This window comes from Curtobacterium sp. VKM Ac-1395, assembly GCF_015350975.1.
Taxonomy (GTDB): Bacteria; Actinomycetota; Actinomycetes; order Actinomycetales; family Microbacteriaceae; genus Curtobacterium.
This window is the reverse complement of record NZ_JADKRX010000003.1, coordinates 144,233-170,099: the sequence shown is the minus strand read 5'-3', so window position 1 is coordinate 170,099 and position 25,867 is coordinate 144,233. Positions and strand designations below refer to the sequence as shown.

The window sequence follows — 25,867 nt, the reverse complement described above, 5'->3', positions numbered from 1 at the left end:
CGTCATGGGTTCCGGATCGGGGCGGCCGGCTGGCCGCCACGCCCTCACCGGAACACGTCCGCCCATGCTGATGCGGGGTGCGCCCGCGCGATCGCTTCGTGGAGCCACTGACGCGCCTCGTCGTCCAGCAACGGCGTCACCGCTGCTCGGTCCGACTCGTCCTTCGCGGACGGGTCCGCCGACTTCCAGAGCAGTTGCACCTCGGGTGCCACGACCCGCAACCCCTCGACGTCGAGGACGGCCGCGGACCACGTGCGTTGGACCGTGGGGTCGCGGCGGTAGAGCCAGGTGTCGCTGTTGCCGGTCTCTCGGTTGACCTGGAGGCACCAGAGCCCGGATCGCTCGTCACGACACCAGATGTTGTCCAGCGGCTCCGTGTCGACGGCGTTGTCGATCGGTGCGAGGTGCCCGGACTGCGCTGCGAAGAGCTGCATCCACCGGGGGAGCGTCGCGGCGAAGGCGGGGAAGTCCGCATCGACGATGCTGACGTCGATGTCGCCGTGCGCGCGTGACGTGTACCCGAGGACGACGTCGATGCCGAACCCGCCGGAGAGCCATGCGGGGCTCCCGGCGATGACCTCTCGCACGTGCGCCACGGACAGCGGCGCCCACCGGTCCACGGACGGGTCATGGCGTCGGCGCATGCCGTCACGATACGGACCTGCCCGGTGATCGCCTACGCGGCAGTGAGTGCGCGACGGTAGAACACGTGGGTCTGGTTGCGCTGGATCTCGGTGAGTCCGTTCTTCTCCAGGACACGTTGGGAGGCGACGTTCCCCAGGTCCGTGTCAGCCAGTGCGATCCGCGCACCACACTCGGTGGCGTGCTGGAGACCCAGGTGCACGGCGTCGCTCGCGAGTCCCGCTCCTCGGGCTGCGGGGACCAGGCCGTACCCGAACTCGACGGTCCCGGTGGCGTCCGGCGGACCGAAGAACCCGAAGCCACCGACGGCGAGGCCATCTGAGCGACGCCGCACCAGGTACATGGTGAAGTCCTGCTCCACAGCGGTCTCAGCAGCGAGAGACCGGAGGGGGTCCAGTTCGTCGGCGAACGGGTAGTCGGGATGCCAGGCGTCGTCGGGACGCTCGTCACGCGCGATGATGCGGTGCGCCAGCGCTGGTGAGATCGGCTCGAGCGCGACGCGGTCACCGAGGAGTGTCATGCTCCCCAGGGTCCCAGGCCCAGCTCGCGTTCGTACAGGCTGGAAGCGAGCTGCCGCCCGCCATCGAGCGAGGTCACCGTCACGTCACGGACGTGCCGGAACCCCTGCTGTTCGTGGAAGCGCCGCAGGTCGGGGTTGTCCGTCGCACAGTCGAGCCGCACGGAGGCCGCTCCGCGCTCGGCAGCCCTCGCCCCCACCCACGCCAGCAGTCCACGCACCACGTCTCGGAGTCCGAGTCGGACAGGGTGACCAGGACGTCGCTGACATCCCACGACGTGCTCGCCGAACACGGCGGGGCGGGGCCGGCGCGGTCAGGACGCCGGGCGGAACGCGGTGCGGCGACCGACGACGGTGAGCGCGAGCGCTGCCAGGCCGAGCACCACCATGACCCCCATGGGCGCGAGGCCTCCGCCGGCAGCCAGGACACCGGCGCCGAGGATGCCGGCGCCGAAGATCGCGATGTTGAACGCGACGGGGAGGAACGAGTTCGCGACGTCGGCGTCAGCACCGCCCGCGATCGTCAGAGCGGACTGCAGCTGCGCCGGGGCGCCGCCGAACGCGATGCCCCACAGAGCGACGGCGACGACGACGAGCAGCGTGGAGCCGTTGCCGACCAGGAGCAGCACGCCGGCGACCGTGAAGACGAGCACCGTGCCGTGCAGGAGCAGCTGCGGAAACCGGTCCAGCAGCGCGCCGGTGACGGCGATGCCGGCGATCGAGGCGAGACCGAAGACGACGAGGACGAGGTCCACACCCACACCTGGGCCCGCCGCCCGCAGGAACGGCGCGATGTACGTGTAGGCGGTGCTGTGCCCGAGCATCCACACGGCGATCACGGCGAGGACCATCCCGACGCCCGGGATGCGGACGACCTGCCGGAGGGGCTTCCGCTGTTCCGCCGCCTGGCCGGGGACGTTCGGCACGAGCAGCACGACGAGCGCGAACACCACAGCGGTGATGATGCTGAGTCCGCCGAACGACCACCGCCAGTCGAACGTGGTCCCGAGCCAGGAGCCGAGCGGTGTGCCGAACGCGATCCCGACCGGCGCCCCCGTCGACACGATCGCCAGCGACCGGCCGGCCGATGCCGGTGGGCTGATCCGTCGTCCGTAGGTGGCGAGCATGCCCCACAGCACTCCGGAGAACGCACCGGCGAGGAACCGGGTGATCAGCGACAGCGTCACCGAGTCGGAGAACGCCGTGATCGTGTTCGCGACGAGCAGCGCCGCGACACCGGCGAGCAGGAGGGGTTTGCGATCGATCCCTCGGGTGAGGGTGATGGCAGGGATCGTCACGACCACCGTGCCGAGTGCGTACGCACTGACGAGCAGACCGACGGTTCCCTCGGACGTGGACAGGCCGTCCGCGATCTGCGGGAGCAGACCTGCTGGCATCGTCTCCGCTCCGATCAGGACGAACCCCGTCGCCGCGAGGACGACCAGTGCGGGCAACGGGAAACGGGTGTCTGCCGGAGCCGGCCGTCGTGCGGCGACCGGGACGGATCCGGTGGTGGTCATGCAGGTCCTTCCTCGTGGCTGGACTGCAACGATGCCCCGAGCGCGGACGGCGCGGAAGCGCTGGAGCGTGCCCTGACGAGGCACGCCAGACGAGGGTGTGCTGACGTAGCGTCAGGGCATGGACAGCAAGCACGAGGCATCGGCGTTCCTCTCCTCCCGGCGCGCCCGCGTCACGCCCGACCTGGTGGGACTCCCGAGCGGTCCGAACCGCCGGGTGCCCGGCCTGCGCCGGTCTGAGGTGGCGCTCCTTGCCGACATGAGCTCGGAGTACTACGCGCGCATCGAACGCGGCGACCTGGTCGGCGTCTCCGAACCGGTCCTCTCGTCGATCGCCCGGGCACTGCAGCTGGACGACGCCGAGCGCGAGCACCTGTTCAACCTCGCTCGCGCTGCCGGGACCACCCCGCGACGGCCGGCCCGTCGACAGCGGATCGCCGTGGTGCGACCGGGACTGCAACGGACGCTCGACGCGATCGTCCACGCGCCGACGATCGTCCGGAACGGTCGGATGGACCTCGTCGCCGCGAACAGCCTGGGGTGGGCGCTCTACTCGGAGGTACAGCCACGAGTCGGTGAGCTCCCGAACTTCGCGAGGTTCACGTTCCTCGACCGTGCTCGCGCCGAGCAGTTCTACCCGGACTGGGACGGCGCCGCCGACGTCGCCGTCGCGATCCTGCGCACGGAAGCCGGGCGCGACCCGCATGACCGAGACCTGCACGACCTCGTCGGGGAGCTGTCCACCGTCAGCGACGACTTCCGCTCGCGATGGGGCCGACACGACGTGCGCAACCACGCCGAGGGCGTCAAGACCTTCCACCACCCAGCCGTCGGCGATCTGAGTCTCACGTACGAGACGGCCGACCTCAGCATCGACCGGCGGCTGAACCTCTGCATCTACACCGCTGAACCGGCCTCCGAGACGGAGCAAGCGCTGCGACTCCTGGAGTCGTGGGCAGCGACCCGTCGCACGTCCGACGCCGCTCCGGCAGCGAACGACGACGAGGTCGTTGCGCACTGATCAGGGGGTGGCGCCTCGAGCGCTGACCTGACTTGCCGGGGCACGGGACGGACTGGAGGCTCGGTGCCAGCTGGCACCGAGCCTCCAGTCCGTCATGGCCACAGCGCCACACGTCACCTCTGATCCCTCCCGCTCCCGCTCCCGCTCTCGAGGCCGGTCAGCAGCATCAGCAAGCCCGCCTCGAAGGCCTGTTCGTGCGTGGGGACGGCGAGGTGCTCGCCTGGTGTCGGGGCCGCGGCCTCGTCGGCGTCCGGGTCGGCCTGCTGCTCGAGCGCGCTCCCGACGGTGAACCGGCTCGCCGCGAGCATCCCAGCGATCGCATGTGACTGGGGCACACCGGCGTCGACGAGGAACGCGAACTTCTGCAGGAGCCGTTCCCGGGACGCGCCGTCAGGGACCGACCCAGCGTGGAGGCGCGCCCCGTCGCGATGCGCCAGGAGGGCGCTGCGGAAGCTCCGGTAGTTCTCCAGGAACCACGACCTCCAGTCGTCGCCCGTCTGCGGCAACGGGAGCGCGTCCTGCGGCTCGAGCGCGGCCGCGGCCATCGCGGCCAACAGCTCCTGCTTGTTCTTGAAGTGCCAGTACAGGGACGGCTGCTCCACGCCGAGCCGTCGCGCCACCGCCCGGGTGCTCACGCCGTCGAGGCCCACCTCGTCGAGCAACGCCAGTGCTTCCCGGACTGCCACAGCCCGATCGATCTTCGCCATGCTTGACAGACTATCGCTGATAGGCGCACACTCCCACTATCACTGATAGGGAAAGCGGGAGATGCACCATGGTCACGAAGCAGGAGAAGTCGTTGAAAGTGCTCGTCGCCGGTGGGGGAGTCGCCGGTCCGGCGCTCGCGTTCTGGCTGGCACGAGCCGGTCACCGCGTCACGGTGGCGGAGCGGTACCCGGCCCTCCGGGCAACGGGTGCGCAGGTGGACCTGCGCGGGCAGGGCATCGAGGCGATCACGGCGATGGGCCTGTTGGACGAGGTCCGGGCGCACCTCGTCGCCGAGCCGGGTGTCGCATTCGTGAGCCGGTCGGGACGACGGCTCGGCGCGATCATGGCGAACACCTCCGGTCAGGGGAAGCAGACGCTCACCTCGGAGTACGAGATCATGCGCGGCGACCTCGTCCGCATCCTCCACGACGCCACGAAGGAGGACGTCGAGTACCGCTTCGGGCTGACCGTCGAGGGGTTCGACCAGACGCAGGACGAGGTCGTCGCGCACTTCTCGGACGGCTCGGACGAGACGTTCGACCTGCTCGTCGGTGCTGACGGTCAGGGATCCCGGATCCGTCGCGACGTCCTCCCCGAGGGCGCGGACGTGTACTGGCGGACCGGGCTGCACATGGCCTACTGGTTCGTGCCGCGGGTCGCTTCCGACAGTGACGTCCGCGAGACCTACGCGGCTCCAGGCGGACGGCAGATCATGCGACGGAGTCACAACGCGACCGAGACGCAGGCGTACTTCATCCTCCGCGACTCGTCGGACGAGGCCTCCGCGGTCCACCGTGCTCCGGTCGAGGACCAGCAGCGGTTCTGGGCTGACCGGTTCCGGGATGCCGGATGGCAGACGCAGCGGTTCGTCGACGGCATGGCGGAAGCGCCGTTCTTCTACTCGCAGGAAGTCCTGCAGGTCCGCACCGACACCTGGTCGACGGGCCGCGTCGTCCTGCTCGGCGATGCCGCACACTGCGCGTCGCCCTACAGCGGCATGGGCATCTCCGGCGGGCTCGTCGGTGCGTACGTCCTCGCCGGTGAGGTCAACGCCACACCGGATGACCTGGACGGCGCACTCGCGCGGTACGACTCGACCCTCCGCCCCTTCGTCGACGAGATCCAGGCGGCCGTGAAGCCCCGCCTGCTCGCCTTCGGGTTCCCGCGACCGAGGATCGCCGTCGCTGCACTCCAGGCGGCGTTCGCCGTCGCCTGTGCTCTGCGCATCCCCGAACGCATCGCGGCGCGAGCCACGACGGATCGAGGGGGAGCGTGGGCGCTTCCGCGCTACGAAGGCGACGGAACGGCGGTCCCGACAGTGGTTCCCTGTCAGGGTGTCCCACGTCAGGACACCCGCTCCTAGCGTCGAACGGGTGCAGTCGGAGCACCGGCTGCACCCAGGACGACAGGAGCCTCGATGACCACCCATGACGACGCACAGCAGGAACTCGCGACGCTGTTCCCGGACCTGACCACCTCGCTGGCCGAGACCGACCCGGAGTTCTGGGCGTACCACTCCGACTTCGCGCTCGGTGAGGTGCTCTCCGACAGCGCGCTGAGCCGTCCCGACCGCCTCACCTACCAGCTCGCAGCGATGATCGCCGTCGGCGCGCACGAACCGTTCCGCAGCCTGCTCGGAGCCGCGCTCGACAACGGCGTCACCCCGGTCCAGGTGAAGGAGGTCGCCTACCAGGCCGTCGCATACGTCGGGGCCGCCCGCGTCGTCGACTTCATCGCCATCACCAACGAGGTCCTCACGGAACGCGGTGTCGCGCTGCCCCTCCCCGGGCAGTCGACCACGACACCGGAGGACCGTACGGACCTCGGGATCGCGGTGCAGCGTCAGATCGTCGGGACGGAGACCGTCGACGGGATGTACGACGACGCTCCGGCCGACGCACTCCGGTTCCAGCGGTTCCTGTCCGCCAACTGCTTCGGCGACCACTACACGCGCACCGGGTTCGACCTGCAGCAGCGTGAACTGATCACGTTCGCGCTCCTCGTCGCACTCGGCGGTGCCGTCGCCCAGGTCAAGGGGCACGTCGCCGCGAACCGCAACGTCGGCAACACCCGTGCCCAGCTCCTCGACGTGCTCACGGTCCTCTTGCCGCACGTCGGCTACCCGCGCACCCTGAACGGGCTCGCGCAGGTGAACGCCGCCGCGCCCGCAGAAGACCAGTGAGTCAGCGGTGAGGGCTGCCCCGTCAGGGCATCCCTCGGCGCTGCCCCCGCTCGTAGCGTGGGGGGCAGCGCGGCGCACCCGATCCGAACTCCCAGGTGCCGCCTGGACACCGAAACCGAAGGGACCACCATGTCGCAGGAGATCCTGCCGAAGACACCGACCGTCAAGAACCCGCCGGAGCAGTTCGCCGGCGATGTCTGGGTCGACCTGATCGCCGCCCCGCAGAACGGCGACCAGCGCGCGACGCTCGCCCTCGTCAAGTTCGCTCCCGGTGCTCGCACCGCATGGCACTCCCACGCCCGCGGCCAGTTCCTGCGCATCACGCAGGGCGTCGCCCGCTTCGGGACCCGTGACGGCGCGGTCATCACCGCCCGCCCCGGTGACACCGTGCACGTCTCGCCCGGCGAGGAGCACTTCCACGCGTCCGCCGAAGGCACCTTCATGGAGCACGTCGCGATGCTCGAGAACGCCGACGACCCCTCGACCACGACGACCTGGCTCGAGCACGTCGCCGACGAGGACCTCGCCGGCCACTGACGAACGGGATCCGACCCACCGACCGCTTGAACAGGAGCACCATGGCCACCTGGACCCCCGACACCATCGCCGCGATCGCAGCCAGCGACGACCTCCACGTCAGTCCCTTCCGAGCCGACGGCACGACGTACGGCACGCCGACCTGGATCTGGTCGGTCGTCGTCGACGGCGACCTCTACGTCCGCGCGTACAACGGACGCCGCTCCCGCTGGTACCGCTCGGCCGTCGAGCAGGGCGCCGGCAGGATCACCGTCGCCGGAGCCGACCACGAGGTGACGTTCGAGGCGATCGGACCGGACCTGAACAGTCGCATCGACGCCGCGTACGAGACGAAGTACGCGGGCAGCCAGTACCTGCCGCCGATGCTGCAGGACGGCCCGACCTCGGCGACCGTCCGCATCCGCCCGCGTCTCGACACGCACTCGTAGGGTCGCCTCATGAGCACGAACAGCGAGGACGTGAAGGACTTCCTGGTCAGCCGCCGTGCCCGGGTCCGCCCGGAACAGGTCGGCCTGCCGACGGGACCGAACCGCCGGGTCGCCGGACTCCGTCGCGGTGAGGTCGCGATGCTCGCCGACGTCAGCGTCGAGTACTACTCCCGGCTCGAGCGCGGCAGCCTCTCCGGCGCCTCCGACAGCGTGCTGCACGCCATCGCCGGCGCACTGCTCCTCGACGACGCCGAACGCGACCACCTCTTCGACCTCGCCCGCGCCGCGAACGCCTCCCCGGTCCGCGCCGGACGACGCTCGACCACGCCGAGGACGCTCCGCGTCAGCCTGCAGCTCACCCTCGACGCCTTCACCGGCGGTCCGGCGTTCATCCGGAACGACCACCTCGACGTCCTCGGTGCCAACGCGCTCGGACGGGCCCTCTACGCGGACCTCTTCCGGACGGTGGAACGCCCGAACCTCGCCCGCGCGGCCTTCCTCGACCGGGACTGGGCGGACGCGTTCTACCCGGACTGGGACCTCGCCGCCGACCAGAGCGTCGCGATCCTCCGCGCCGCCGCCGGGCACGACCCGCACGACAAGGACCTGCAGGACCTCATCGGCGAGCTCTCGACGCGCAGCCCGGAGTTCCGGACGAAGTGGGGCGCGCATGACGTCCGCCGGCACGCGACGGGGGAGAAGCACTTCGTCCACCCGGTCGTCGGTGCGCTCGACCTCGTGTTCGAGGGGGCCCGGTTGATGAGCGACCCGAGCCTGAGCTTCCTGGTCTACACCGCAGAACCCGGCTCCCCGACCGCCGACGCGCTCCGACTGCTCGGGTCCGTCGACGCCACCGACCGCCGCGATGCACTGCACGCCGCAGCCGAACCCCGACCGAGAGAAGGACGCGCATGACGACCAGGACCCTCGGGACCGACCTCGACGTGGCCGAGATCGGCCTCGGCTGCATGACCATGACCGGCGGCTACGGTGGCAGTCCCGACCGCTCCGCGATGGTCGACCTGATCCGCAGCGCCGTCGACCAGGGCGTCACCCTCTTCGACACCGCCGAGACCTACGGCCCGCACCGCAACGAGGAACTCGTCGGCGAAGCGCTCGCGCCGGTCCGTGACCGCGTGACGATCGCCACGAAGTTCGCGAACGCGATCGACCCCGACACCCACGAGCCACTCGGACGCCTGCTCCGCCCCGACGAGGTCCGCGCCGCCGCCGAGGGTTCGCTCCGGCGCCTCGGGACGGACCACATCGACCTCTACTACCAGCACCGCGTCAACCCCGACCACCCGATCGAGGAGTTCGCCGGCGTCGTCCGCGACCTCATCGCCGAGGGCAAGGTGCTCCGCTACGGCATGTCCGAGGCCGCCGAGACGACCATCCGCCGCGCCCACGCCGTGCAGCCGGTGACCGCGATCCAGAGCGAGTACTCGCTGTGGTGGCGCCGCCCGGAAGAGGGGGTCCTCGACGCGTGCGCCGACCTCGGCATCGGCTTCGTGCCGTTCAGCCCGCTCGGCAAGGGGTTCCTCACCGGCACCATCGACGCGTCGGCGACGTTCGGTGACGACGACCTGCGCGCCAGCATCCCGCGGTTCGGGGGCGACGCGCTCACGTCGAACGTGGCGCTCGTCGACGGCGTGAAGGCGATCGCCAGCGGACTCGGGGCGACGCCGGGACAGGTCGCGCTGGCGTGGCTCCTGGCCCGGCAGCCGTGGGTCGTCCCGATCCCCGGCACGACGAAGCCGCACCGGCTCACCGAGAACATCGGTGCCGCGGACGTCGACCTGTCCGCCGCCGACGTCGACCGCTTGACGGCGCTCTCCGACTCCGTCGAGATCGTGGGCGGACGCTACCCGGACTTCCTCGAAGAGCAGACCAACCGCTGATCGCGATCCGACGACGGACGGGAGGCTCCCCACCTGCTGGTCGGGAGCCTCCAGTCCGTCATCTGGTCCGGATCCGGGTGGCCGCCAGCGCGGCCACGAGGATGACGGCACCGGCGACGACGCAGCTGAGCTGGGTGCCGGCGACGACGTGTGCCCGGTCCGCGAGGAACGCGCCGAACACGGCGATGGCGACGGCGCCACCGACCTGGCGGAAGGTGTTGAACACCGCACTCGCGGTGCCGGCCCGTTCCGACGGGACGGCGGCGAGCACGACGGAGGTCGCCGGCGGCATGGCCACCGCCCCGCCCGCGCCGGTCAGGATCGTGCACACGGCGACGGCGACGACCGAGTCGGACGGAGCGAGCACGACCATCACGGCCAGACCGAGCACCATCGACAGGAGTCCGGCGACGACCGGGACGCGAGCACCGAACCGGTTCGCGAGCGTGCCGCTGACGACGTTGCCGACGATGCTGAAGGCTGCGGAGGGCAGGAACACCAGCCCGGCGGCCAGGGGCGTCAGTTCGAGGTGCTGCTGCAGGTAGAGGCTCAGGACGAACACGCTGCCGAAGTTGCCGACCATGAACGCGAAGCCGACGCCGAGCGCGATCCGCATCCCGCTCGAGCGGAACAGGTCGAGCGGCATCATCGGGGCGCGGCCTCGGGCCTGGACGACCAGGAACCCGACGAGTGCCGCCGCCGCGACGACGAGCGCGGTCACGACGTACAAGGCGTCGAACCCGTTCGCGCCGCCCTCGATGAGCCCGAAGACGAGTCCCACGAGCGTGACGAGCGCCAGGACCTGACCGACGGGGTCGAACCGGCTGGGGCGTCGCGGCGACGGGGCCACCCGAGTGAGCAGCGCGAGCATGACGACGCAGACCGGCAGGTTGATCGCGAACACCAGACGCCAGTCGAGCGTGGTCAGTGCTCCGCCGAGGACCGGCCCGACGGCTATCGCGGCGGCCGGCAACTGGGGCGTCGAGTGGGTCCGTGACCGCGACGCCGTCGTGTACGCGGTCACGGCAGGCATCGCGTACCTGACCGTCGAGGGCGACGCCCCCCGGCTCCTGATGACGGGTGACGTCGTCGTCCTCGCGACCGGTGCCGCCCATTCACTCTCCAGCGAACCCGGCGCCGACATCCACTCGTGCGACGTCGCGGCTGCCGACGACGCCCGCCGACACGGTGACCTCCTGCGTCTCGGCGACGGGGACGCGCAGACGCAGATCCTGGGTGCCTCGTACTCGCACGACCCCGCTGGCTCCACGCCGGTCTTCGCGCTGCTCCCTCCCGTCGTCCACTTCCGGGCGCAGCAGCTCGACGCGGACCTCGAGGCCATCGTCCGACTCCTCGGGCGAGAACTCGCCCGTTCCGGTCTGGCCACCGACCTCGTCCTCGACCGTCTCGTCGACGTCCTCCTCGTCGAGGTCCTGCGCGCCTGGCTCGCCTCGTCCCCGGACGCTGACCCTTCGTGGTGGGGGGTCCTCCGCGATCCCCTCCTCCTGCGGGCCGTCACGAGGATCCACGAGGCCCCGGGCCGTCCCTGGACAGCCGAGGCGCTGGCGCGTGAGGTCGCGACGTCGAAGCAGACGCTGACGCGCCGCTTCGCGACGTTCGCGGGCACGACGCCGGGGGAGTACCTCACCCGGTGGCGGATGAGCCTGGCGGCTCGTCGACTCCGCGACACCGACGACACGCTCGAAGCGATCGCAGCCGACGTCGGCTACACCTCCGTCTACGCCTTCAACCGGGCCTTCCGTCGCGAACGCTCGCTCCCGCCCGGTCGGTACCGGACCGCGTCGCGCACCGAGGACAGGTCACCTGCGCGGTGACCACCCGCCGGACTGGAGGCTCCTTGCCAGCTGGTGCCGAGCCTCCCGTCCGCATCGTGGTGCCCTGGTGCGCCGACCCTAGGCGCGACTCGCGGACTCGGCCCCCGTCAGCGCTTCCTCGTCCGGCGCGACGTCCTTCTGCACCGCGAACTGGGTCCGGTGCAGCTCCTCGTAGCGCCCACCCGCTGCCAGCAGTTCCTCGTGCGTCCCGCGCTGCACGATCGAGCCGTCCTCGACCACGAGGATCACGTCGGCGCTGCGGATGGTGGAGAGCCGGTGGGCGATGACCATCGCGGTGCGGCCCTCGAGCGCCTCGCTCAGGGCCTCCTGCACGGCAGCCTCGGACGTGGAGTCCAGTGCCGCCGTCGCCTCGTCGAGGATGACGACGCGCGGCTGGGCGAGCAGGAGCCGCGCGATGGTCATCCGCTGACGCTCACCACCCGACAGCCGGTAGCCACGCTCGCCCACCATCGTGTCGAGCTGGTCCGGCAGGGACCGGATGAGCGGCTCGAGCCGTGCGCGGCGGACGGCGTCCCAGACCTCGGCCTCGGTGGCCTCGGGTCGCGCCAGGCGCAGGTTGGACAGGATGGTCTCGTGGAACAGGTGGCCGTCCTGGGTCACCATGCCCATGGTGTGCCGCATGGAGGCGAAGGTCACGTCCCGGACGTCCGTGCCGGCCAGGCGGACGGCACCGCTGTCGACGTCGTAGAGCCGCGACAGGAGCTGCGCGACCGTGGACTTGCCGGCGCCGGACGTGCCGACGAGGGCGACGGTCTGCCCCGGCTCGATCCGGAAGGAGACGCCGTGCAGCACCTCGTCACCGCCGCGGGTGTCGAGGGTGGAGACCTCTTCGAGAGAGGCGAGCGACACCTTGTCCGCGGACGGATAGGCGAAGCGGACGTCGTCGAACTCGACGGAGACGGGGCCGTCGGGGACGGTGACGGCGTCGGGCTTCTCCTCGATGAGCGGCTTCAGGTCCAGCACCTCGAACACGCGCTCGAAGCTGACGACGGCGCTCATGATCTCCACGCGGGCGTTCGCGAGGCTGGTCAGCGGCGCGTACAGGCGGGTGAGCAGGAGGGCCAGCGTCACCACGTCGCCGGTGTTCAGCCGACCACCGAGTGCGAGGGAACCACCGACCCCGTAGACGAGCGCGAGTGCGAGAGCGGAGACCAGGGTGAGCGCGGTGACGAAGACGAACTGCAGCAGTGCGCTCCGGACCCCGATGTCGCGGACCCGGGCGGCGCGCACGCGGAACTCCTCGGCTTCCTCGTCCGGGCGGCCGAACAGCTTGACGAGCGTGGCGCCGGGCGCCGAGAACCGCTCGGTCATCTGCGTGCTCATCGCGGAGTTGTGGTCGGCGGCCTCACGACGCAACGCAGCGAGGCGACTGCCCATCCGGCGTGCAGGGATGAGGAAGATCGGGAGCATGACCACCGCGAGCACGGTCACGAGCCAGGAGGTGCTGAGCATGACGGCGAGGGTGAGGACCAACGCCACGATGTTCGTGACCACGCCGGACAGCGTGCCGCTGAAGGCCTGCTGCGCACCGATCACGTCGTTGTTGAGACGGCTCACGAGCGCGCCCGTCCGGGTGCGGGTGAAGAAGGCGATCGGCATCTTCTGCACGTGGTTGAAGACGGCGGTGCGGAGGTCCAGGATCACGCCCTCACCGATCCGTGCCGAGTACCAGCGGGTCACCAGTGACGTGGCGGCATCGGCGACGGCGACCAGGGCGATGACGACGGCGAGCCACACGATCGTGTCGACCGCACCGCGCGCGGCGATGACGTCGACGACCTGGCCGGCGAGCACCGGCGTCGCGACCGCCAGGAAGGCGCCCACCACGGAGAGGGCGATGAAGACCACCAGCTTGGCCCGGTACGGCACGGCGAAGGTCATGATCCGCCGCACGGACTCGCGGGAGATGCCGTGCTTGCCGTCCCTGGCGGTGGAGATCTTGTAGAGCGAGCTCCAGGCCACGCCTTCCATGCTCATTGCGATTCCTTCCGTGGGCTCCAGGCCCGACGTGGATGCCGGGCGCCCGAGATCGGGGTCCTCCCCGGCGGCGGCGAGCCGGCCTCAGCCTACGGCCCGGTACCGACGGCCGTGCGGACTGGCCGCGACGACAGCACCGACCCGGTGCAGACCACGACGCAGGGGTGCGAGAGCGCATGGCGTCGACGGGGGAGGAACGGAGGTCGCGCCTCAGCCGGCGCTCTCCGTCTGGGAGGCATCCCTCGCCCTACGGACGGTCCGAGGCGCTGTCGGCCGAAGCCGCCCGCTCACGATCAGCAGCGGCGTCCCATTCGATGCTGCGAGCGATGGCATCGTCCGCAGCGCGGTTCCGCACCGCTCGCTCGGCGAGCCACATCAGGACGAAGCAGGCTGCCGCACCCACTGCGGCCAGACATCCCAGTCCGATCCGTCCGAGGTCACCGTGCGCGGTGGTGAACGCGACGATCGCCAGAGCTGCGAGCGCCAGCAACGGCAACTTCAACAGCGAGGAGAACCCGAGCAACCACTTCACGGACCTGACGGTACCGCGGACCACCACCGGTCGACCGGACGGCCGGTACGTTCGAGACCATGACCGACATCGACTGGAACTCCGGCACCTGGACGACCGCGCCCGCGCACGTGGAGATCGCCGACGACGGGATGCACGTCACCGCCGTCGAGGAGAGCGATGCCTGGCGGATCACCTCGTACGGGTTCGTCCACGACACGGAACACGCCCTCCTCGCGCCGTTCGAGCAGGACAGCGCCGTGGAGGTGTCGTTCCTCCTCGACTTCTCCGCGCAGTTCGACCAGGCCGGCGTCTTCGTCAAGGTCGACGACAGCACCTGGATCAAGACCGGTGTGGAACGCAGCGACGGCGAGGACAGCCTCGGCGCGGTCGTCACACGGGGAGTCTCCGACTGGTCGCTCTCGCCCGTCCCCGGATGGCACGACCGGGTCGTCACGGTCCGCGCCAGCCGCTCCGGCGACGCGCTGACCATCCGCGCCCGGGTCGACGACGAGCCGTGGCGGTTGGTGCGCGTGGCGCCCCTGGACCCGGATGCGGTCGTCACCGCGGGGCCGATGTGCTGCGCCCCGTCACGGGACGACCTCACGGTCCACTTCACCGCGTGGCGGACCGGACCGGCAGACACGAGCCTGCACCCCGATGCCTGACGGGTGGTGTGGCTAGTCGGACACCGCCACGACGATCTTCCCGCGCGTGCCGCCCCGGGCGAGGGCGCGAAGCGCGTCGGGAGTCTCGGAGAACGGGAACACGCGGCCGACCACCGGGCGCAGCAGTCCCGCGTCGACGAGGGCCGCGATCTCGGCCAGCTGGCGGCCGTCCGGACGCACCCACAGGAACGAGTACTCCACGCCTGACCGCTTCGCATGCCGACGGACCTTCGCGCTGAGCCCGGCGACGGCGATCCGGAGGAGTGGGTTGAGGCCGAGCTGACGTGCGAAGGCCGGGTCGGGAGGGCCGGCGAGCCCGATGGCGCTGCCACCCGGGCGCAGGACGCGGAGGGACTTCTCGAGGTTCTCGCCGCCGATGCCGTCGATGACGACGTCCTGGTCGGATACGACCTGCTCGAAGTCCTGCGTGCGGTGGTCGATCACGTCATCGGCCCCGAGCGATCGGACCCAGTCCGCGTTGGCTCCGCTCGCCGTGGTGGTCACGTGCGCACCGAGGTGCCGGGCGAGCTGGACCGCGATCGATCCGACGCCGCCGGAGCCGCCGTGGACGAGCACGCGACTGCCGACTCCGACGTTCGCCCGCTCGACGAGGGCCTGCCACGCGGTGAGGGCGACGAGCGGCAACGACGCCGCCTCGATCATGCTGGTCGAGGTCGGCTTGTGCGCGAGGTCGGCCTCGTCGACGGCGATGCATTCCGCGAACGTGCCGATCCGGAGGTCCGCCACCCGTCCGAACACCTCGTCGCCCACCGCGAACCGGGTCACCGCCGGACCGATCGACTCGACCACGCCCGCGAGGTCGTGCCCGAGCGTGAGGGGGAGGTCGTGCTCGAGCAGGGCCTTGAACTCGCCCTCGGCGAGCTTCAGGTCGAGCTGGTTCACGCTCGCTGCGTGGACACGCACCACCACGTCCCGCGGTCCCGCGACGGGCTCGGCCACGTCGATCTCGCGCACTGCACCCTTGTACCGGTCGATCCCGAACGCCTTCATGCTGGCTCCTGCCCTCGAGTAAAGCTGAGCGTACTCAGGAATGAGTGAACTCGCAAGTGAGTGCAGGATCGGCAGCGGTATGCTGCAGTCCTGATGACGACTCCCGACACGGCAGCTCCCGGGCGACGCGAGCGCAACAAGCAGCAGAAGCTCGCTCGGATCATCGCCGCCGCCGACGAGCTCTTCGGCCGACACGGCGTCGACGAGGTCACCACCCAGCAGATCGCCGACGCCGCGGACATCGGGACGGGCACGCTGTTCCTCTACGCCCGCACCAAGGCCGAGCTCCTGCTCCTGGTGCAGAACACGCACTACGCCGAGGCCATCGAGCGCGGACTCGCTGCCTCGGGCGCCACCAGCTCGCCGATCGACGCGATCATGCGGCTCGTCGAGCCCGTCGTCGAGTGCAACCGGAGGCAGGTCGACAACGGCCGCACCTACCTCCGCGAGCTCGTCTTCGGCGACCCGGAGGAACCGCACCACCGCCTGGGTCTGGAGCTGATCCAGCAGGTGGACGACGCCTGCGCCGACGTCCTGCAGCGGGACGAGCGGTTCACTGCCGCCGAGGCAACGCTCCTCGCGCGGACGATCTCGGCGGTCATGTTCGTGACCCTCGCCTCACCGGCCCACCTGCACGCGTCGAACGAGGAGATCTGTCGCGACGTCCGCGCCCAGGTGCAGCTCGTGCTCCGCACCTGAGTCGACCACGACGCGGACCGGGCCCAGCGAGGGAACGGGCGCTCAGCGCCGGAGGACGCCCGAGAAGTCGGGGGAACCGTCCGCCAGCGTCGGCAGCGGCGTGCCGTCGACGTACCGCGGCCAGGCGAGGACCCGCAGCGGTTCGGGGCGCTCCTCGTACACGAAGGCCGTCGGGGCCGGGGCGGCGGGGGCGACTGCACCGTCCAGGCGGCGGGCTGCTCGGCGCGGCGGGGGCTGAAGAGCGCGTTGCTGAGCGGGATGACCACCGTGCCGAGCAGGTCGAGGATCACGACGACCCACACGGTGCGCCAGAGCCCCTCCGGCTGGTCGAGGTCACTCACGAGCAACGGGAACGAGAGCAGCGCCGCGAGCACCGCGATCACGCCGACGGTCGCCCGAGCCGCCACCCGGAGCAGGGCTGTCGGTCGTCGGCTGTGGATGACGAGCAGCAGGTGCACGTGCAGCAGCGCGACGCGGGCGATGGCGACCAGCCCGATCCACTCGGAGAACTGTCGGCCGACCACGGAGAAGTCGTCGGCGTCGCCGAGGTCCGTGCGCAGCACCCAGGTCTTCAGGAGCCCGGTCGCCAACAGGTACATCGACGTCAGGATGCTCGCGAACGCGAACACCCCCGATCGCCGGGACGACACGTCGGCGTCGTACCAGGAGAGCAGCGCGAAGACGACGACGACCACGATCGTCAGGAGCAGCTGCACCGCCACCAGGCCGAAGTCCCCGACCAGGACCGCGATGATCCCCACGAACCCGGCGGCGACGACCGCGCCGATCACCGTCCGGAACACCAGCGGGCGGACCCGTGCCCAGGCCGGCTCGAGCCCTCGTGTCCCGGTCTCCGTGCTGTCCGTCATCAGACCCCCCTCTGGTCAGGACGACGGTAGCGCACCGGGTGTCGTCGGTCCCGACGGTCACGATGCGTCACCACCCACCGGACTGGAGGCTCGATGCCAGCTGGTACCGAGCCTCCAGTCCGGTGGTCACTCGCGCCGTGCGGCCAGCCAGTCCGCGAACTCGGTCGCGACGATCCGCTCGTCGTGCACGTCGGCGGCCTCGCCGGAGGCGAGCCACCGGATCGGGTCCCGCATGACGTCGGGGGAGAGCACCGTCAGTCCCGCGGGCTGCGCCGCGCCGTCGAGCATCCCGGTCGCCGTCGCGCCGCCCGGCAGCAGGATGTTCGCCCGCACCGGGGTGTCCGCGAGGTCCGCTGCCATGATCCGCGCGAGTGCCTCGGCCCCGGCGCGGGACGGCCCGTACGGGACGAACCCGCGTCGGTTCATCGTGCCGTGGTTCATGCTGACCGTGACGACGCGGCCGCTGCCGGCGGCGAGCATCCGGGGGACCACGGCCCGCGCGACCAGGAAGTACCCCGTCAGGTTCGTGTCGACGACGGCGCGGAACCCCTCCGGCGTGACGTCCCAGAAGCCCTGCGGCGTCGTCATGAAGTCCGGGTTCACCGTACGCATCCCTATGCCGGCGTTGTTCACCAGCAGGTCGACCCCGCCGAGCGCGTCCCACGCGGCCGCCGTCCCGGCATCGACCGAGGCCTCGTCACGGCTGTCCATCACGATGCCGATGGTGTCGTCGCCGATCGCCGACGCGGCCGCGGCGACACGGTCCGCCGACCGCCCGGTGACGGCGACCCGGGCACCGGCCTCGACGAGCCCCTCGGCCATGGCGCGCCCGAGACCCGAGGTCCCGCCGGTGATGAGTGCTCGGGCGTGGTGCAGGTCGGTCATCGTTCCTCCGGTCGTCGTGGTGCTCGTCGTCCTGATGGTCGCGAGCCTACGACCGGGCGTCGTGTCGCCGTGTCGCCGTGTCGTCGAGCCGTCCTGCCGGCGCCGTTCGCGTATCGTGGTGCGGATCCCGCAGGGTCTCGCGTTCAACCGACGTCGAGCAGCGGGGCTGCTGTCTCGACAGGGAGACGGCCGAGGTCGCGGCAGGTGCTCTGCGCCGCTCCTCGGAGAACGGAGAACCGATGAACCCGGACACGACGCCGTCGGCCACGACCGTCTCTGCCAGCGGGCTCGACCCCGATCGCGTGCTGGTGCTCGGGGACGCCCTGGCGCCGCACGGTGTCGGGCGGTCCACCGGAGCACGGCTCATCGCGGACGAACTCGCGGCGAGCACCGGGCGCGGCACGGACGTCACGGCAACGGCGTGGTGGTCGTCGGGCTCGGGACCCGTGGACGCCGACCTCGGGGTGGACACGTCGACGTACGACGTCGTGCTCCTCGCCGTCCCGGAGCGCGCGGTGCAGGGGCAGTCGCCGTCGCACGTCGTCCTGAGCGTCACGACCCTGATCGACGCGGTCCGGCCGGGTGTCGACCGCGCAGCGGTGTTCGTGGTGGCGATCCCCGGCGGAGCCGACCGGGGGTTCCTCGCCGCTGCCGTCCAGGCGTCCGGCCCCGGGATCGTCGCACTCGCGGTTGACAGCGGACCGGACGGACGGCCGCGGGTGATCGAGGTCGTGCGGGCGGTCCTGGCGGAGCAGCGCGCGCGGACCGACAGCCCGCAGGGACACCGAGACGCGCCGCAGCAGGAGCAGCGGCGGTACGACGCCTTGGACCGCCTCGGCATCCTGGACACCCCGGGGGAGGAACGCTTCGACCGCATCGTCGACGGGATGCGCCGGCTGTTCCGGACCCAGGGGGCGGCGATCAACTTCCTGCCCGAGGGTCGCCAGTGGACGAAGTCGGGCACCTGGAACGCCTCCGGGGACACCGCGCTCGAGGACTCGTTCTGCCGGACGACGGTGACCGGAGCTGGCCCGATGGTCGTCGGTGACGCCTGGCACGACGCCGGTGGCCTGCCGCGCAACGCGATCCGCTTCTACGCCGGTCACCCGATCGAGACCCTCGACGGTGTCCGTGTCGGGGCGGTGTGTGTCTTCGACCCCGCACCGCGGAGCGAACGGACCGTCGAGGTGGACCTGCTCCGCGACTTCGCCGTGCTGGCCCGCACGGAGCTCTACCGCTGAGGACCTCGGCGCGGCGGGACCGTCAGGACGCGCGCGCCTGGAACCAGCCGACCAGCGCGCGGAGTGCGGGCACCGACGAGACGGCGTCGCCCTCGTGCGCGTCGAGGTCGTCGAAGGTGGCGCGGTAGCCGGGCACGTCCTCGAGCTCAGCGTCGGCGGGGAAGCCCATCGTCCACTCCGGGAACTGGCGGTCCTCGATGACGTCCTCGAGCAACACGGACACCTTCGTGTGGCGTCCGTCGTCGCGGATCGTCTGCATCTTGTGTCGGACCACGGCGTCCGGGCCCTCGAGCACCTGCAGGAAGTAGCCGTTCCGGTACAGCAGCATGCCGGTGATGCCGGTCTGCTCGTTCGACGCACGGCTCTGGGCCAGCAGCGCCGTGAGCTCCTGCGGTTCGAGGACGCTCGTCGCGACGCTGGAGTAGATCAAGGACAGCATGTGGTTCCTCCGACGACGCGCGGTGCATCCGCGCAGACGCGGCCCACTGAACTCGTGTCCTCCTGGGCGGAGGGCGTCCCGGCGACGGATCGCGGACAGCGACGTGCTGTGGGGCTGTACAGACAAGCCCGTTGTTAGGTTAGGCTTGCCTTGCCCGGCGGCCGGAGCGATCCGTCGCCCGCCGCCGGGACCATCCCGTCCCCGCAGAGCCGACGCCGCAGACCGAGCCGAGGCCGACACCACACCCCTGCCCGGTCACTCGACCGTGCCCAGGAAGGACCCTCCCGTGCGCCCACTCCGTCCCGTCGCCGTCGCGGCGGCCGCCGCTGCCGTGCTCCTCACCGCTGCCTGCAGCTCGACCACCCCCGCAGCCGAGAGCACCTCGGCCGCGACTGCCGACGGTGCCTTCCCGGTGACGATCGAGCACGCGCTCGGCACGACCACGATCGACGCGGAGCCGAAGCGCGTCGCCACGGTGCAGTGGGAGAACCAGGAGGTGCCGCTCGCGCTCGGCATCGTGCCCGTCGGCATGGCCCGGGCCGACTTCGGGGACGACGACGGTGACGGCGTGCTGCCGTGGGTCGCGGACAAGCTCGAGGAGCTCGACGCGAAGACCCCGGTCCTGTTCGACGAGACGGACGGCATCGACTTCGAGGCGGTCGCGGACACGAACCCCGACGTCATCCTTGCGCCGTACTCCGGCCTGACGGAGGACGACTACGAGACCCTCAGCGAGATCGCCCCGACGGTCGCGTACCCGGAGGCCGCCTGGGCGACCAACTGGCGCGAGTCCATCGAGATGAGCAGCGAGGCGCTCGGGCTCGAGGACCGGGGCGACGACCTGGTCGAGCGCATCGAGGACGACATCGAAGCCGCCGTCGCGAAGCACCCGCAGCTCGAGGGCAAGTCGACGATGTTCCTCACCCACGTCGACGCGAGCGACCTCAGCGAGGTCAGCTTCTACACGACGAAGGACACCCGCGCGCTGTTCTTCGAGGACCTCGGCCTCGAGGCCCCCGAGTCGATCGCCGAGGCGTCGAAGGGCACGGCGTTCTCCAAGACCATCAGCGCCGAGAAGGTCGACACCTTCGACGACGTCGACATGATCGTCACGTACGGCGACGACAGCCTGGTCACGACGCTCGAGTCCGACCCGCTCCTGTCGAAGATGCCCGCGGTCGCGAACAACGCGATCGTCGCCCTGCCCTCCGACGACCCGATCGGCACCGCCGCGAACCCGACGCCCCTGGCGATCTCGTGGGTCCTCGAGGACTACGTGCAGATGCTGGCCGACGCCGCCGACAAGGCGGACGCGGACTCCGCCGACGCCTCGTAGGTGACCGCCCTCGTCACGACGACACCACACCGGTCGCGCCCCTCGGCGCGACCGGTGTGGTTCGTCGTCAGCCTCGCCGTGCTGGCGGGCCTCGTCCTGCTCTCGGTGACGGTCGGCGCCCGTGCCGTCAGCGCGGACGAGGTGCTCGCCGGACTGACGGGCTCATCGCGGACCGTGGGAGAGGCCGCGGTCGCCGTGCGTCTGCCACGCACCCTGCTCGCGGTGGTGATCGGAGCCTCCCTGGCGATCGCCGGGACCGTCATGCAGGGCGTGACCCGCAACCCGCTGGCCGACCCGGGGATCCTCGGCGTCAACGCGGGTGCCTCGCTCGCGGTGGTCACCGGGATGGCGTGGTTCGGGCTGTCCGCCGCGATCGCGACCATGTGGGTCGCGGTCGCCGGAGCGGCGGTGGCCGCCGTCTTCGTGTACGTCGTCGGCTCGCTCGGCCGTGGGGGAGCCACCCCGCTCAAGCTCGCGCTGGCGGGCGCAGCGTCGTCCGCGGCCTTCGCGTCGCTGGTCATCGCCGTCTCGCTGCCCCGGGGCGACATCGCCGAGGGCGTGCGGTCCTGGCAGATCGGCGGCGTCGGCGGAGCCACCGCCGACCGGATCCTGCAGGTACTGCCGTTCCTGGCTGCCGGGGCCCTGCTCTGCGCCGCGACGGCCAAGGGCCTGAACACGCTGGCGCTCGGCGACGACCTCGCTGCCGGACTCGGCGAGCGCGTCGCCCTGACCCGCGGTCTCGCCGCGACCGGCGCCGTGCTGCTGTGCGGCGCGAGCACGGCCGTCGCCGGCCCGATCGGGTTCGTCGGGCTCGTCGTCCCGCATGCGTACCGGTTGCTGGTCGGCACGGACCACCGCTGGCTGCTGCCGTTCGCCGCGGTCGGGGGAGCCGTGCTGCTCGTCGCGGCGGACGTGCTCGGTCGGGTCGTCGCCCGGCCCGAGGAGATCGACGTGGGCATCATCACCGCGATCGTGGGCGCGCCCGTCTTCATCGCGATCATCCGCCGTCGGAAGGTCCGGTCCCTGTGAGCACGCAGCAGCCGCTCCCGCACCTCGAGGCCGTCCGACAGGACGTCCCCGGCACCCCGACGCCCGGCAGCACCGCGGCGACCGTCCGTCGCATCCGACGTCGCCGTGCCGTGCGCGCCGGCGTCGTCGTCGGCGTGCTCGCCGCCGTCGTCCTCGTCGCGTTCACCGCGACCCTCGTCGTCGGCGAGCGCTGGTACTCGATCCCGGACGTCGTCGCCGTCGTCACCGGCCACGAGGTCCCAGGCGCCTCGTTCACCGTCGGTCGACTCCGCCTGCCGCGGGCCGTCCTCGGCGCCGTCACCGGCTTCTGCTTCGGGCTCGCCGGCGTCGCGATCCAGACGATGCTCCGCAACCCGCTCGCCAGCCCCGACGTCATCGGCATCAGCTCCGGTGCGAGCGCCGCGGCCGCCTTCGCGATCATCACGCTCGGCCTGGGCGGCGCGGCCGTCTCGGCATTCGCCATCGTCGCCGCCCTCGGCGTCGCCCTGGTGGTCTACCTGCTGGCGTACCGGGACGGGGTCGCCGGCACGCGGCTCATCCTGATCGGCATCGGGGTGGCCGCGATGCTGGAGTCCGTGACGGCGTACGTGCTGTCGCGCGCGGCCCAGTGGGACCTCCAGGAGGCGACGCGGTGGCTGACCGGCAGTCTCAACGGCGCCGATTGGGAGGCTGTGCTCCCGACCGTCGTCGCCCTCGCGGTCCTGGGACCCGTGCTCCTCGGACAGGGGCGCGCCCTGGCCGGGCTGCGGCTCGGCGACGACGCCGCATCCGCGCAGGGCATCCGCGTCGAACGGACCCGGGTGCTCGTGATCGTCGCGGCCGTCGGCCTGGTGGCGTTCGCGACCGCGGCGTCGGGGCCCATCGCGTTCGTCGCGTTCCTGTCCGGGCCCATCGCCGCCCGGCTCGTCGGTGCCGGGACGTCGCCGCTCGTGCCCGCCGGGTTCATCGGTGCCGCGCTCGTGCTGCTCGCGGACCTGATCGGGCAGAACGCACTCGGGGTCCGGTACCCGGTCGGCGTCGTCACCGGGGTGCTCGGCTCGCCGTACCTCGTCTGGCTCATCATCCGCACCAACCGCAGGGGGACCTCGCTGTGACCACCGCCCACGACCTCCACACGACCGGTCTCACCCTCGGCTACGCCGACCGCACCGTCATCGACGACCTGTCGCTCGAGCTCCCCACCGGCCGGATCACCGCGATCGTCGGCGCGAACGCCTGCGGCAAGTCGACCCTGCTGCGGTCGATGTCCCGGCTGCTGCGCCCCGCGGGCGGGCAGGTGCTGCTCGACGGCCGTGCCGTGCACGAGACCCCAGCGCGCGAACTCGCCCGGACGCTCGGGTTGCTGCCGCAGTCGCCGATCGTCCCGGAGGGCATCTCCGTCGCCGACCTGGTCGGCCGCGGACGGCACCCCCACCAGCGCGCGTTCCAGCGGTGGAGCCGTGCGGACGACCACGCCGTCGGGACCGCCCTCGACGTCACCGGCACCGCCGAGCTCGCGGACCGCAACGTCGACGAGCTCTCGGGTGGGCAGCGGCAGCGCGTCTGGATCGCGATGGCGCTCGCGCAGGAGACCGACGTGCTGCTGCTCGACGAGCCGACCACGTTCCTCGACGTCGCCCACCAGGTCGAGGTGCTCGACCTGTTGCGGGACCTCAACCTCCGCAACGGGACCACCGTCGTGATGGTGCTGCACGACCTGAACCTCGCGGCGCGGTACGCGGACCACCTGGTGGCGCTGGCCGACGGCACGGTGTGTGCTGCGGGGACGCCCGCCGCGGTGCTCACCGAGGAGACCGTGCGCCGGGTGTTCGGGCTCGAGAGCGTGATCACGACGGACCCGGTGTCGGGGTCGCCGCTGATGGTCCCGATCGGGCGGCACCACGCGGGCGGTGCAGGGGGTCGTTCGGCGTCGGTGTGAGCGATCAGATCGACAGCTGTCCGTCAGCGGGGCCCTGTCGGGCTTGCGCGTGCGCGGCGTCGTCTCCTGCGTCCAGCGAGGCGAGGTGGTCGGCGTTGCCGCGCAAGGCCGGCTTGTACCGGTCGAGTTCCGGGGCGTCCACGTGCTCCGCGAGGAGCCCGAGGAGGCTGGCGAGGGCGGTGTTCGGCCGGCCATCGGCGTGCAACGTCAGGGCCTCGAAGGCTCCGAGGGCGACGGAGTCAGGGAACTCAGCCCGCGCCCGCGCGAACACCCGGAGCGAGTCGTCGATCCGGCCGAGGTTCCGGAGGGTGCTCCCGTACTGGAGCCAGCAGCGGCGTCGGACGTCTCCGGTGAGTCCTCGTTCCATCGCTCGCTCGTAGAAGCCGATCGCCGTCGCCTCGTCTCCCGCCGTGTCGTAGGCACCACCGAGCTCGTAGAGGACGCGAGGGTCCTCCGGGTGCTCGGTGTGGACGGGAAGCAGCGCGTCGATGGTCGGTTGCATGTCCTCGCGGTCCCGGGCAGCGAAGATCGCGTCGAGCTGCGCCTCGATTGCGTCAGACATGGTCAGCACCCCCGGATAAGAGCAGTCGAGCGACCGCGACGACACAGTACCGGTCGTGTCGATGGCCGATCCGCTCCCGGGACCACCCGCAGGGTGAGGACTGTGATGATTGGCTGGTGACGGAGACCCTCGAACCCTCGCTCGTTCCAGAGCTGCTCGTGGCCGACCTGGACCAGAGCCTCGAGTTCTGGTGCGACCTGTGCGGCTTCGGCGTCGCCTACTCGCGCCCTGAGGAACGCTTCGCGTACATCGCGCTCGGTTCTGCGCACCTGATGCTGGAACAAGCGGGAGTGGGTCGCAACTGGATCACCGGACCACTTGAGCGCCCGCTGGGCCGAGGGATCAACCTCCAGATCACGGTGCCGGACACAGCGGCGCTCGCGCAGGTACTCGGACGTGCTGGCGTCGACCTCTTCATGCAACCCGAGACGAGGTGGTACGGCGTCGGCGCGGACGAGGCTGGCGTCCACCAGTTCCTCGTGCAGGACCCGGACGGATACCTCGTGCGGTTCCAGTCGTCACTCGGGCGACGACCAACTGCCGGGTAGACGATCGGCTCCTGCAGGTCTGGCTGTTCCTCCAGTCAGTCGATCCAGCTCGGATCGGCGGCGAGAGCGCTCACTTCGGTGATGAGTCGGGAGACGTGGAAGCCGTCGACGGTTGCGTGGTTGCCCTGTACTGCCAGCGGCATGAGCGTCGTGCCGTCGCGCTGTTCGTACTTGCCGATCGTGAAGATCGGTGACAGGTAGTTCCACGCGTCCTTGAGTTGCAGCTCGAGGCTGGTGAACGAGGTCCAGGGCACGCTGGACACGTCGAACGTGTTCTCGGGGACGTCGCGTTGCGGGACGTACGCGGTCGAGTCCCGGTAGTCGCTCAGGAGCGGCAGCGCGGTGTCGTGGAACACCGCGAAGTCGGGGTGGTACGGGGTCCAGACCGTGGAGAACGTCTCCGCGGTCGGGTTGAAGACCGTGAAGAACGGGTGCGTGACGTCCCAGACGGCGAGGTCGCCGGCTGCATCGATCGCCATCCGGAACTCGTCGTGACGGTTGACGACCGTCGCGAGCATCCAGAGCTGCGCGAGGTAGGTCTTCCGTCGTGAGGAACGGAGGCGCGCCGCCAGCTCTGAGACGTCGACTTGCGCGGTCATCGACCAGAGGCAGGGGCTCTTGCCGGAGAAGTGTTCGAAGTGCTCGCGGCGGGGCCAGCGATGCATGTCGACTTTGGTCAGTCCTGCACTGTTCACCCTGCAACCGTAGGCGCGCCGCGCGGGTCGCAGCGCGGCTCAGTCGACGCGCTCGAACCACGGACGACCTGAGCCGCGATCAGGGCGTCGGGGGCGACAGTCTCGATCGTGACCGCGACAGGAGTGGAGAGGGTCCAGGTCCGGGTCCGGGGCGCTTCGCGACGTAGTGT

General features: G+C 71.0%; 28 protein-coding genes. 16 read left to right on the top strand and 12 right to left on the bottom strand.

Features of this window, described 5'->3' with window-relative positions:
* Positions 1–44: 44 nt before the first annotated feature.
* The 3 genes from ITJ68_RS09365 to ITJ68_RS09355 all read right to left on the bottom strand — a co-directional run bounded on the left by ITJ68_RS09365 (position 45) and on the right by ITJ68_RS09355 (position 2,679).
* The gene (locus ITJ68_RS09365; protein WP_194661015.1) at positions 45–644 is read right to left on the bottom strand and encodes a nucleotidyltransferase domain-containing protein; all 600 of its coding nucleotides are present in this window, start codon (positions 642–644) and stop codon (positions 45–47) included.
* Between the two features lie 32 nt (positions 645–676).
* Complete coding sequence (locus ITJ68_RS09360) at positions 677–1,162, bottom strand: GNAT family N-acetyltransferase (protein WP_194661014.1); 486 nt, start codon at positions 1,160–1,162, stop codon at positions 677–679.
* A gap of 311 nt (positions 1,163–1,473) precedes the next feature.
* The gene (locus tag ITJ68_RS09355; RefSeq protein WP_194661013.1) at positions 1,474–2,679 is read right to left on the bottom strand and encodes an MFS transporter; all 1,206 of its coding nucleotides are present in this window, start codon (positions 2,677–2,679) and stop codon (positions 1,474–1,476) included.
* Positions 2,680–2,797: 118 nt separating this feature from the next.
* Between ITJ68_RS09355 and ITJ68_RS09350 the strand changes: the two genes are divergently transcribed.
* A complete protein-coding gene (locus ITJ68_RS09350; RefSeq protein ID WP_194661012.1) occupies positions 2,798–3,697 on the top strand; it encodes a helix-turn-helix transcriptional regulator in 900 nt (299 codons plus the stop codon).
* Positions 3,698–3,810: 113 nt separating this feature from the next.
* Here the strand turns inward: ITJ68_RS09350 and ITJ68_RS09345 are convergent, their stop codons facing one another.
* Positions 3,811–4,404, bottom strand: a complete 594-nt coding sequence (locus tag ITJ68_RS09345; RefSeq protein ID WP_194661011.1) for a TetR/AcrR family transcriptional regulator C-terminal domain-containing protein — start codon at positions 4,402–4,404, stop codon at positions 3,811–3,813.
* 68 nt (positions 4,405–4,472) lie between these two features.
* Here ITJ68_RS09345 and ITJ68_RS09340 point away from each other — a divergent pair, with 68 nt between their 5' ends.
* From ITJ68_RS09340 to ITJ68_RS09315, 6 genes are all read left to right on the top strand, one after another.
* Positions 4,473–5,768, top strand: coding sequence for an FAD-dependent monooxygenase (locus ITJ68_RS09340; protein WP_194661010.1), 1,296 nt, complete (start codon positions 4,473–4,475; stop codon positions 5,766–5,768).
* Positions 5,769–5,822: 54 nt separating this feature from the next.
* A complete protein-coding gene (locus tag ITJ68_RS09335; protein WP_194661009.1) occupies positions 5,823–6,587 on the top strand; it encodes a carboxymuconolactone decarboxylase family protein in 765 nt (254 codons plus the stop codon).
* 129 nt (positions 6,588–6,716) lie between these two features.
* On the top strand, positions 6,717–7,124 hold the full coding sequence (locus ITJ68_RS09330) for a cupin domain-containing protein (protein ID WP_194661008.1): 408 nt from the start codon (positions 6,717–6,719) through the stop codon (positions 7,122–7,124).
* Positions 7,125–7,165: 41 nt separating this feature from the next.
* Positions 7,166–7,552, top strand: coding sequence for a DUF2255 family protein (locus ITJ68_RS09325; protein ID WP_194661007.1), 387 nt, complete (start codon positions 7,166–7,168; stop codon positions 7,550–7,552).
* A 9-nt stretch (positions 7,553–7,561) separates the two neighbouring features.
* Positions 7,562–8,467: a helix-turn-helix transcriptional regulator gene (locus ITJ68_RS09320; protein ID WP_194661006.1), complete on the top strand. Its 906-nt coding sequence runs from the start codon at positions 7,562–7,564 to the stop codon at positions 8,465–8,467.
* Entirely contained in the window at positions 8,464–9,453 is a 990-nt protein-coding gene (locus ITJ68_RS09315; protein ID WP_194661004.1) for an aldo/keto reductase, read from the top strand. Before ITJ68_RS09320 ends, ITJ68_RS09315 begins: the two co-directional genes overlap by 4 nt.
* 58 nt (positions 9,454–9,511) lie before the next feature.
* Here ITJ68_RS09315 and ITJ68_RS09310 read toward each other — a convergent pair whose 3' ends face one another.
* A complete protein-coding gene (locus tag ITJ68_RS09310) occupies positions 9,512–10,357 on the bottom strand; it encodes an MFS transporter (RefSeq protein WP_323743268.1) in 846 nt (281 codons plus the stop codon).
* Between ITJ68_RS09310 and ITJ68_RS09305 the strand changes: the two genes are divergently transcribed.
* Positions 10,323–11,288, top strand: a complete 966-nt coding sequence (locus tag ITJ68_RS09305; protein WP_194661002.1) for an AraC family transcriptional regulator — start codon at positions 10,323–10,325, stop codon at positions 11,286–11,288. The genes ITJ68_RS09310 and ITJ68_RS09305 overlap by 35 nt on opposite strands.
* 78 nt (positions 11,289–11,366) lie before the next feature.
* On the opposite strand, the gene ITJ68_RS09300 is transcribed toward ITJ68_RS09305, so the two are convergent.
* Together ITJ68_RS09300 and ITJ68_RS09295 are read right to left on the bottom strand one after the other, a co-directional pair.
* Positions 11,367–13,286: an ABC transporter ATP-binding protein gene (locus tag ITJ68_RS09300; RefSeq protein ID WP_194661001.1), complete on the bottom strand. Its 1,920-nt coding sequence runs from the start codon at positions 13,284–13,286 to the stop codon at positions 11,367–11,369.
* 247 nt (positions 13,287–13,533) lie between these two features.
* Complete coding sequence (locus tag ITJ68_RS09295; protein WP_194661000.1) at positions 13,534–13,818, bottom strand: hypothetical protein; 285 nt, start codon at positions 13,816–13,818, stop codon at positions 13,534–13,536.
* Positions 13,819–13,877: 59 nt separating this feature from the next.
* Between ITJ68_RS09295 and ITJ68_RS09290 the strand changes: the two genes are divergently transcribed.
* On the top strand, positions 13,878–14,465 hold the full coding sequence (locus tag ITJ68_RS09290; RefSeq protein ID WP_194660999.1) for a DUF1349 domain-containing protein: 588 nt from the start codon (positions 13,878–13,880) through the stop codon (positions 14,463–14,465).
* Between the two features lie 12 nt (positions 14,466–14,477).
* On the opposite strand, the gene ITJ68_RS09285 is transcribed toward ITJ68_RS09290, so the two are convergent.
* Positions 14,478–15,476 (bottom strand): NADP-dependent oxidoreductase, encoded by a 999-nt coding sequence (locus ITJ68_RS09285; protein ID WP_194660998.1) that lies wholly within the window; start codon positions 15,474–15,476, stop codon positions 14,478–14,480.
* Positions 15,477–15,569: 93 nt separating this feature from the next.
* Here ITJ68_RS09285 and ITJ68_RS09280 point away from each other — a divergent pair, with 93 nt between their 5' ends.
* Positions 15,570–16,175 carry a TetR/AcrR family transcriptional regulator gene (locus ITJ68_RS09280; RefSeq protein WP_194660997.1) on the top strand — a complete coding sequence of 202 codons (606 nt, stop codon included), beginning with the start codon at positions 15,570–15,572 and terminating at the stop codon, positions 16,173–16,175.
* A gap of 995 nt (positions 16,176–17,170) precedes the next feature.
* On the opposite strand, the gene ITJ68_RS09275 is transcribed toward ITJ68_RS09280, so the two are convergent.
* Positions 17,171–17,929, bottom strand: a complete 759-nt coding sequence (locus tag ITJ68_RS09275) for an SDR family NAD(P)-dependent oxidoreductase (RefSeq protein WP_194660996.1) — start codon at positions 17,927–17,929, stop codon at positions 17,171–17,173.
* Positions 17,930–18,168: 239 nt separating this feature from the next.
* Here ITJ68_RS09275 and ITJ68_RS09270 point away from each other — a divergent pair, with 239 nt between their 5' ends.
* Positions 18,169–19,170 (top strand): GAF domain-containing protein, encoded by a 1,002-nt coding sequence (locus ITJ68_RS09270; RefSeq protein WP_194660995.1) that lies wholly within the window; start codon positions 18,169–18,171, stop codon positions 19,168–19,170.
* 22 nt (positions 19,171–19,192) lie between these two features.
* Here the strand turns inward: ITJ68_RS09270 and ITJ68_RS09265 are convergent, their stop codons facing one another.
* On the bottom strand, positions 19,193–19,609 hold the full coding sequence (locus ITJ68_RS09265; RefSeq protein ID WP_194660994.1) for a BLUF domain-containing protein: 417 nt from the start codon (positions 19,607–19,609) through the stop codon (positions 19,193–19,195).
* A gap of 286 nt (positions 19,610–19,895) precedes the next feature.
* Between ITJ68_RS09265 and ITJ68_RS09260 the strand changes: the two genes are divergently transcribed.
* Genes ITJ68_RS09260 through ITJ68_RS09245 form a run of 4 tightly spaced genes read left to right on the top strand, consistent with a single transcriptional unit; the run spans position 19,896 to position 23,892 of the window.
* Positions 19,896–20,945, top strand: a complete 1,050-nt coding sequence (locus tag ITJ68_RS09260) for an iron-siderophore ABC transporter substrate-binding protein (protein WP_323743267.1) — start codon at positions 19,896–19,898, stop codon at positions 20,943–20,945.
* Positions 20,946–21,974: a FecCD family ABC transporter permease gene (locus tag ITJ68_RS09255; RefSeq protein WP_194660992.1), complete on the top strand. Its 1,029-nt coding sequence runs from the start codon at positions 20,946–20,948 to the stop codon at positions 21,972–21,974.
* Positions 21,971–23,068, top strand: coding sequence for a FecCD family ABC transporter permease (locus ITJ68_RS09250; protein WP_416354645.1), 1,098 nt, complete (start codon positions 21,971–21,973; stop codon positions 23,066–23,068). Before ITJ68_RS09255 ends, ITJ68_RS09250 begins: the two co-directional genes overlap by 4 nt.
* Positions 23,065–23,892, top strand: coding sequence for an ABC transporter ATP-binding protein (locus ITJ68_RS09245; RefSeq protein WP_194660991.1), 828 nt, complete (start codon positions 23,065–23,067; stop codon positions 23,890–23,892). Before ITJ68_RS09250 ends, ITJ68_RS09245 begins: the two co-directional genes overlap by 4 nt.
* A 4-nt stretch (positions 23,893–23,896) precedes the next feature.
* Here the strand turns inward: ITJ68_RS09245 and ITJ68_RS09240 are convergent, their stop codons facing one another.
* Positions 23,897–24,454 (bottom strand): tetratricopeptide repeat protein, encoded by a 558-nt coding sequence (locus tag ITJ68_RS09240; RefSeq protein ID WP_194660990.1) that lies wholly within the window; start codon positions 24,452–24,454, stop codon positions 23,897–23,899.
* 116 nt (positions 24,455–24,570) lie between these two features.
* Between ITJ68_RS09240 and ITJ68_RS09235 the strand changes: the two genes are divergently transcribed.
* Positions 24,571–25,002 carry a bleomycin resistance protein gene (locus ITJ68_RS09235; protein ID WP_194660989.1) on the top strand — a complete coding sequence of 144 codons (432 nt, stop codon included), beginning with the start codon at positions 24,571–24,573 and terminating at the stop codon, positions 25,000–25,002.
* Positions 25,003–25,037: 35 nt separating this feature from the next.
* Here the strand turns inward: ITJ68_RS09235 and ITJ68_RS09230 are convergent, their stop codons facing one another.
* Positions 25,038–25,697, bottom strand: a complete 660-nt coding sequence (locus ITJ68_RS09230; RefSeq protein ID WP_323743266.1) for a CatA-like O-acetyltransferase — start codon at positions 25,695–25,697, stop codon at positions 25,038–25,040.
* Positions 25,698–25,867 lie beyond the last annotated feature (170 nt).

Coding starts and splice junctions, on each gene's coding strand:
- ITJ68_RS09365 (WP_194661015.1), bottom strand. CDS start 644: ATGCGCCGACGCCATGACCCGTCCGTGGACCGGTGGGCGCCGCTGTCC.
- ITJ68_RS09360 (WP_194661014.1), bottom strand. CDS start 1,162: ATGACACTCCTCGGTGACCGCGTCGCGCTCGAGCCGATCTCACCAGCG.
- ITJ68_RS09355 (WP_194661013.1), bottom strand. CDS start 2,679: ATGACCACCACCGGATCCGTCCCGGTCGCCGCACGACGGCCGGCTCCG.
- ITJ68_RS09350 (WP_194661012.1), top strand. CDS start 2,798: ATGGACAGCAAGCACGAGGCATCGGCGTTCCTCTCCTCCCGGCGCGCC.
- ITJ68_RS09345 (WP_194661011.1), bottom strand. CDS start 4,404: ATGGCGAAGATCGATCGGGCTGTGGCAGTCCGGGAAGCACTGGCGTTG.
- ITJ68_RS09340 (WP_194661010.1), top strand. CDS start 4,473: ATGGTCACGAAGCAGGAGAAGTCGTTGAAAGTGCTCGTCGCCGGTGGG.
- ITJ68_RS09335 (WP_194661009.1), top strand. CDS start 5,823: ATGACCACCCATGACGACGCACAGCAGGAACTCGCGACGCTGTTCCCG.
- ITJ68_RS09330 (WP_194661008.1), top strand. CDS start 6,717: ATGTCGCAGGAGATCCTGCCGAAGACACCGACCGTCAAGAACCCGCCG.
- ITJ68_RS09325 (WP_194661007.1), top strand. CDS start 7,166: ATGGCCACCTGGACCCCCGACACCATCGCCGCGATCGCAGCCAGCGAC.
- ITJ68_RS09320 (WP_194661006.1), top strand. CDS start 7,562: ATGAGCACGAACAGCGAGGACGTGAAGGACTTCCTGGTCAGCCGCCGT.
- ITJ68_RS09315 (WP_194661004.1), top strand. CDS start 8,464: ATGACGACCAGGACCCTCGGGACCGACCTCGACGTGGCCGAGATCGGC.
- ITJ68_RS09305 (WP_194661002.1), top strand. CDS start 10,323: ATGACGACGCAGACCGGCAGGTTGATCGCGAACACCAGACGCCAGTCG.
- ITJ68_RS09300 (WP_194661001.1), bottom strand. CDS start 13,286: ATGAGCATGGAAGGCGTGGCCTGGAGCTCGCTCTACAAGATCTCCACC.
- ITJ68_RS09290 (WP_194660999.1), top strand. CDS start 13,878: ATGACCGACATCGACTGGAACTCCGGCACCTGGACGACCGCGCCCGCG.
- ITJ68_RS09285 (WP_194660998.1), bottom strand. CDS start 15,476: ATGAAGGCGTTCGGGATCGACCGGTACAAGGGTGCAGTGCGCGAGATC.
- ITJ68_RS09280 (WP_194660997.1), top strand. CDS start 15,570: ATGACGACTCCCGACACGGCAGCTCCCGGGCGACGCGAGCGCAACAAG.
- ITJ68_RS09275 (WP_194660996.1), bottom strand. CDS start 17,929: ATGACCGACCTGCACCACGCCCGAGCACTCATCACCGGCGGGACCTCG.
- ITJ68_RS09270 (WP_194660995.1), top strand. CDS start 18,169: ATGAACCCGGACACGACGCCGTCGGCCACGACCGTCTCTGCCAGCGGG.
- ITJ68_RS09265 (WP_194660994.1), bottom strand. CDS start 19,609: ATGCTGTCCTTGATCTACTCCAGCGTCGCGACGAGCGTCCTCGAACCG.
- ITJ68_RS09240 (WP_194660990.1), bottom strand. CDS start 24,454: ATGTCTGACGCAATCGAGGCGCAGCTCGACGCGATCTTCGCTGCCCGG.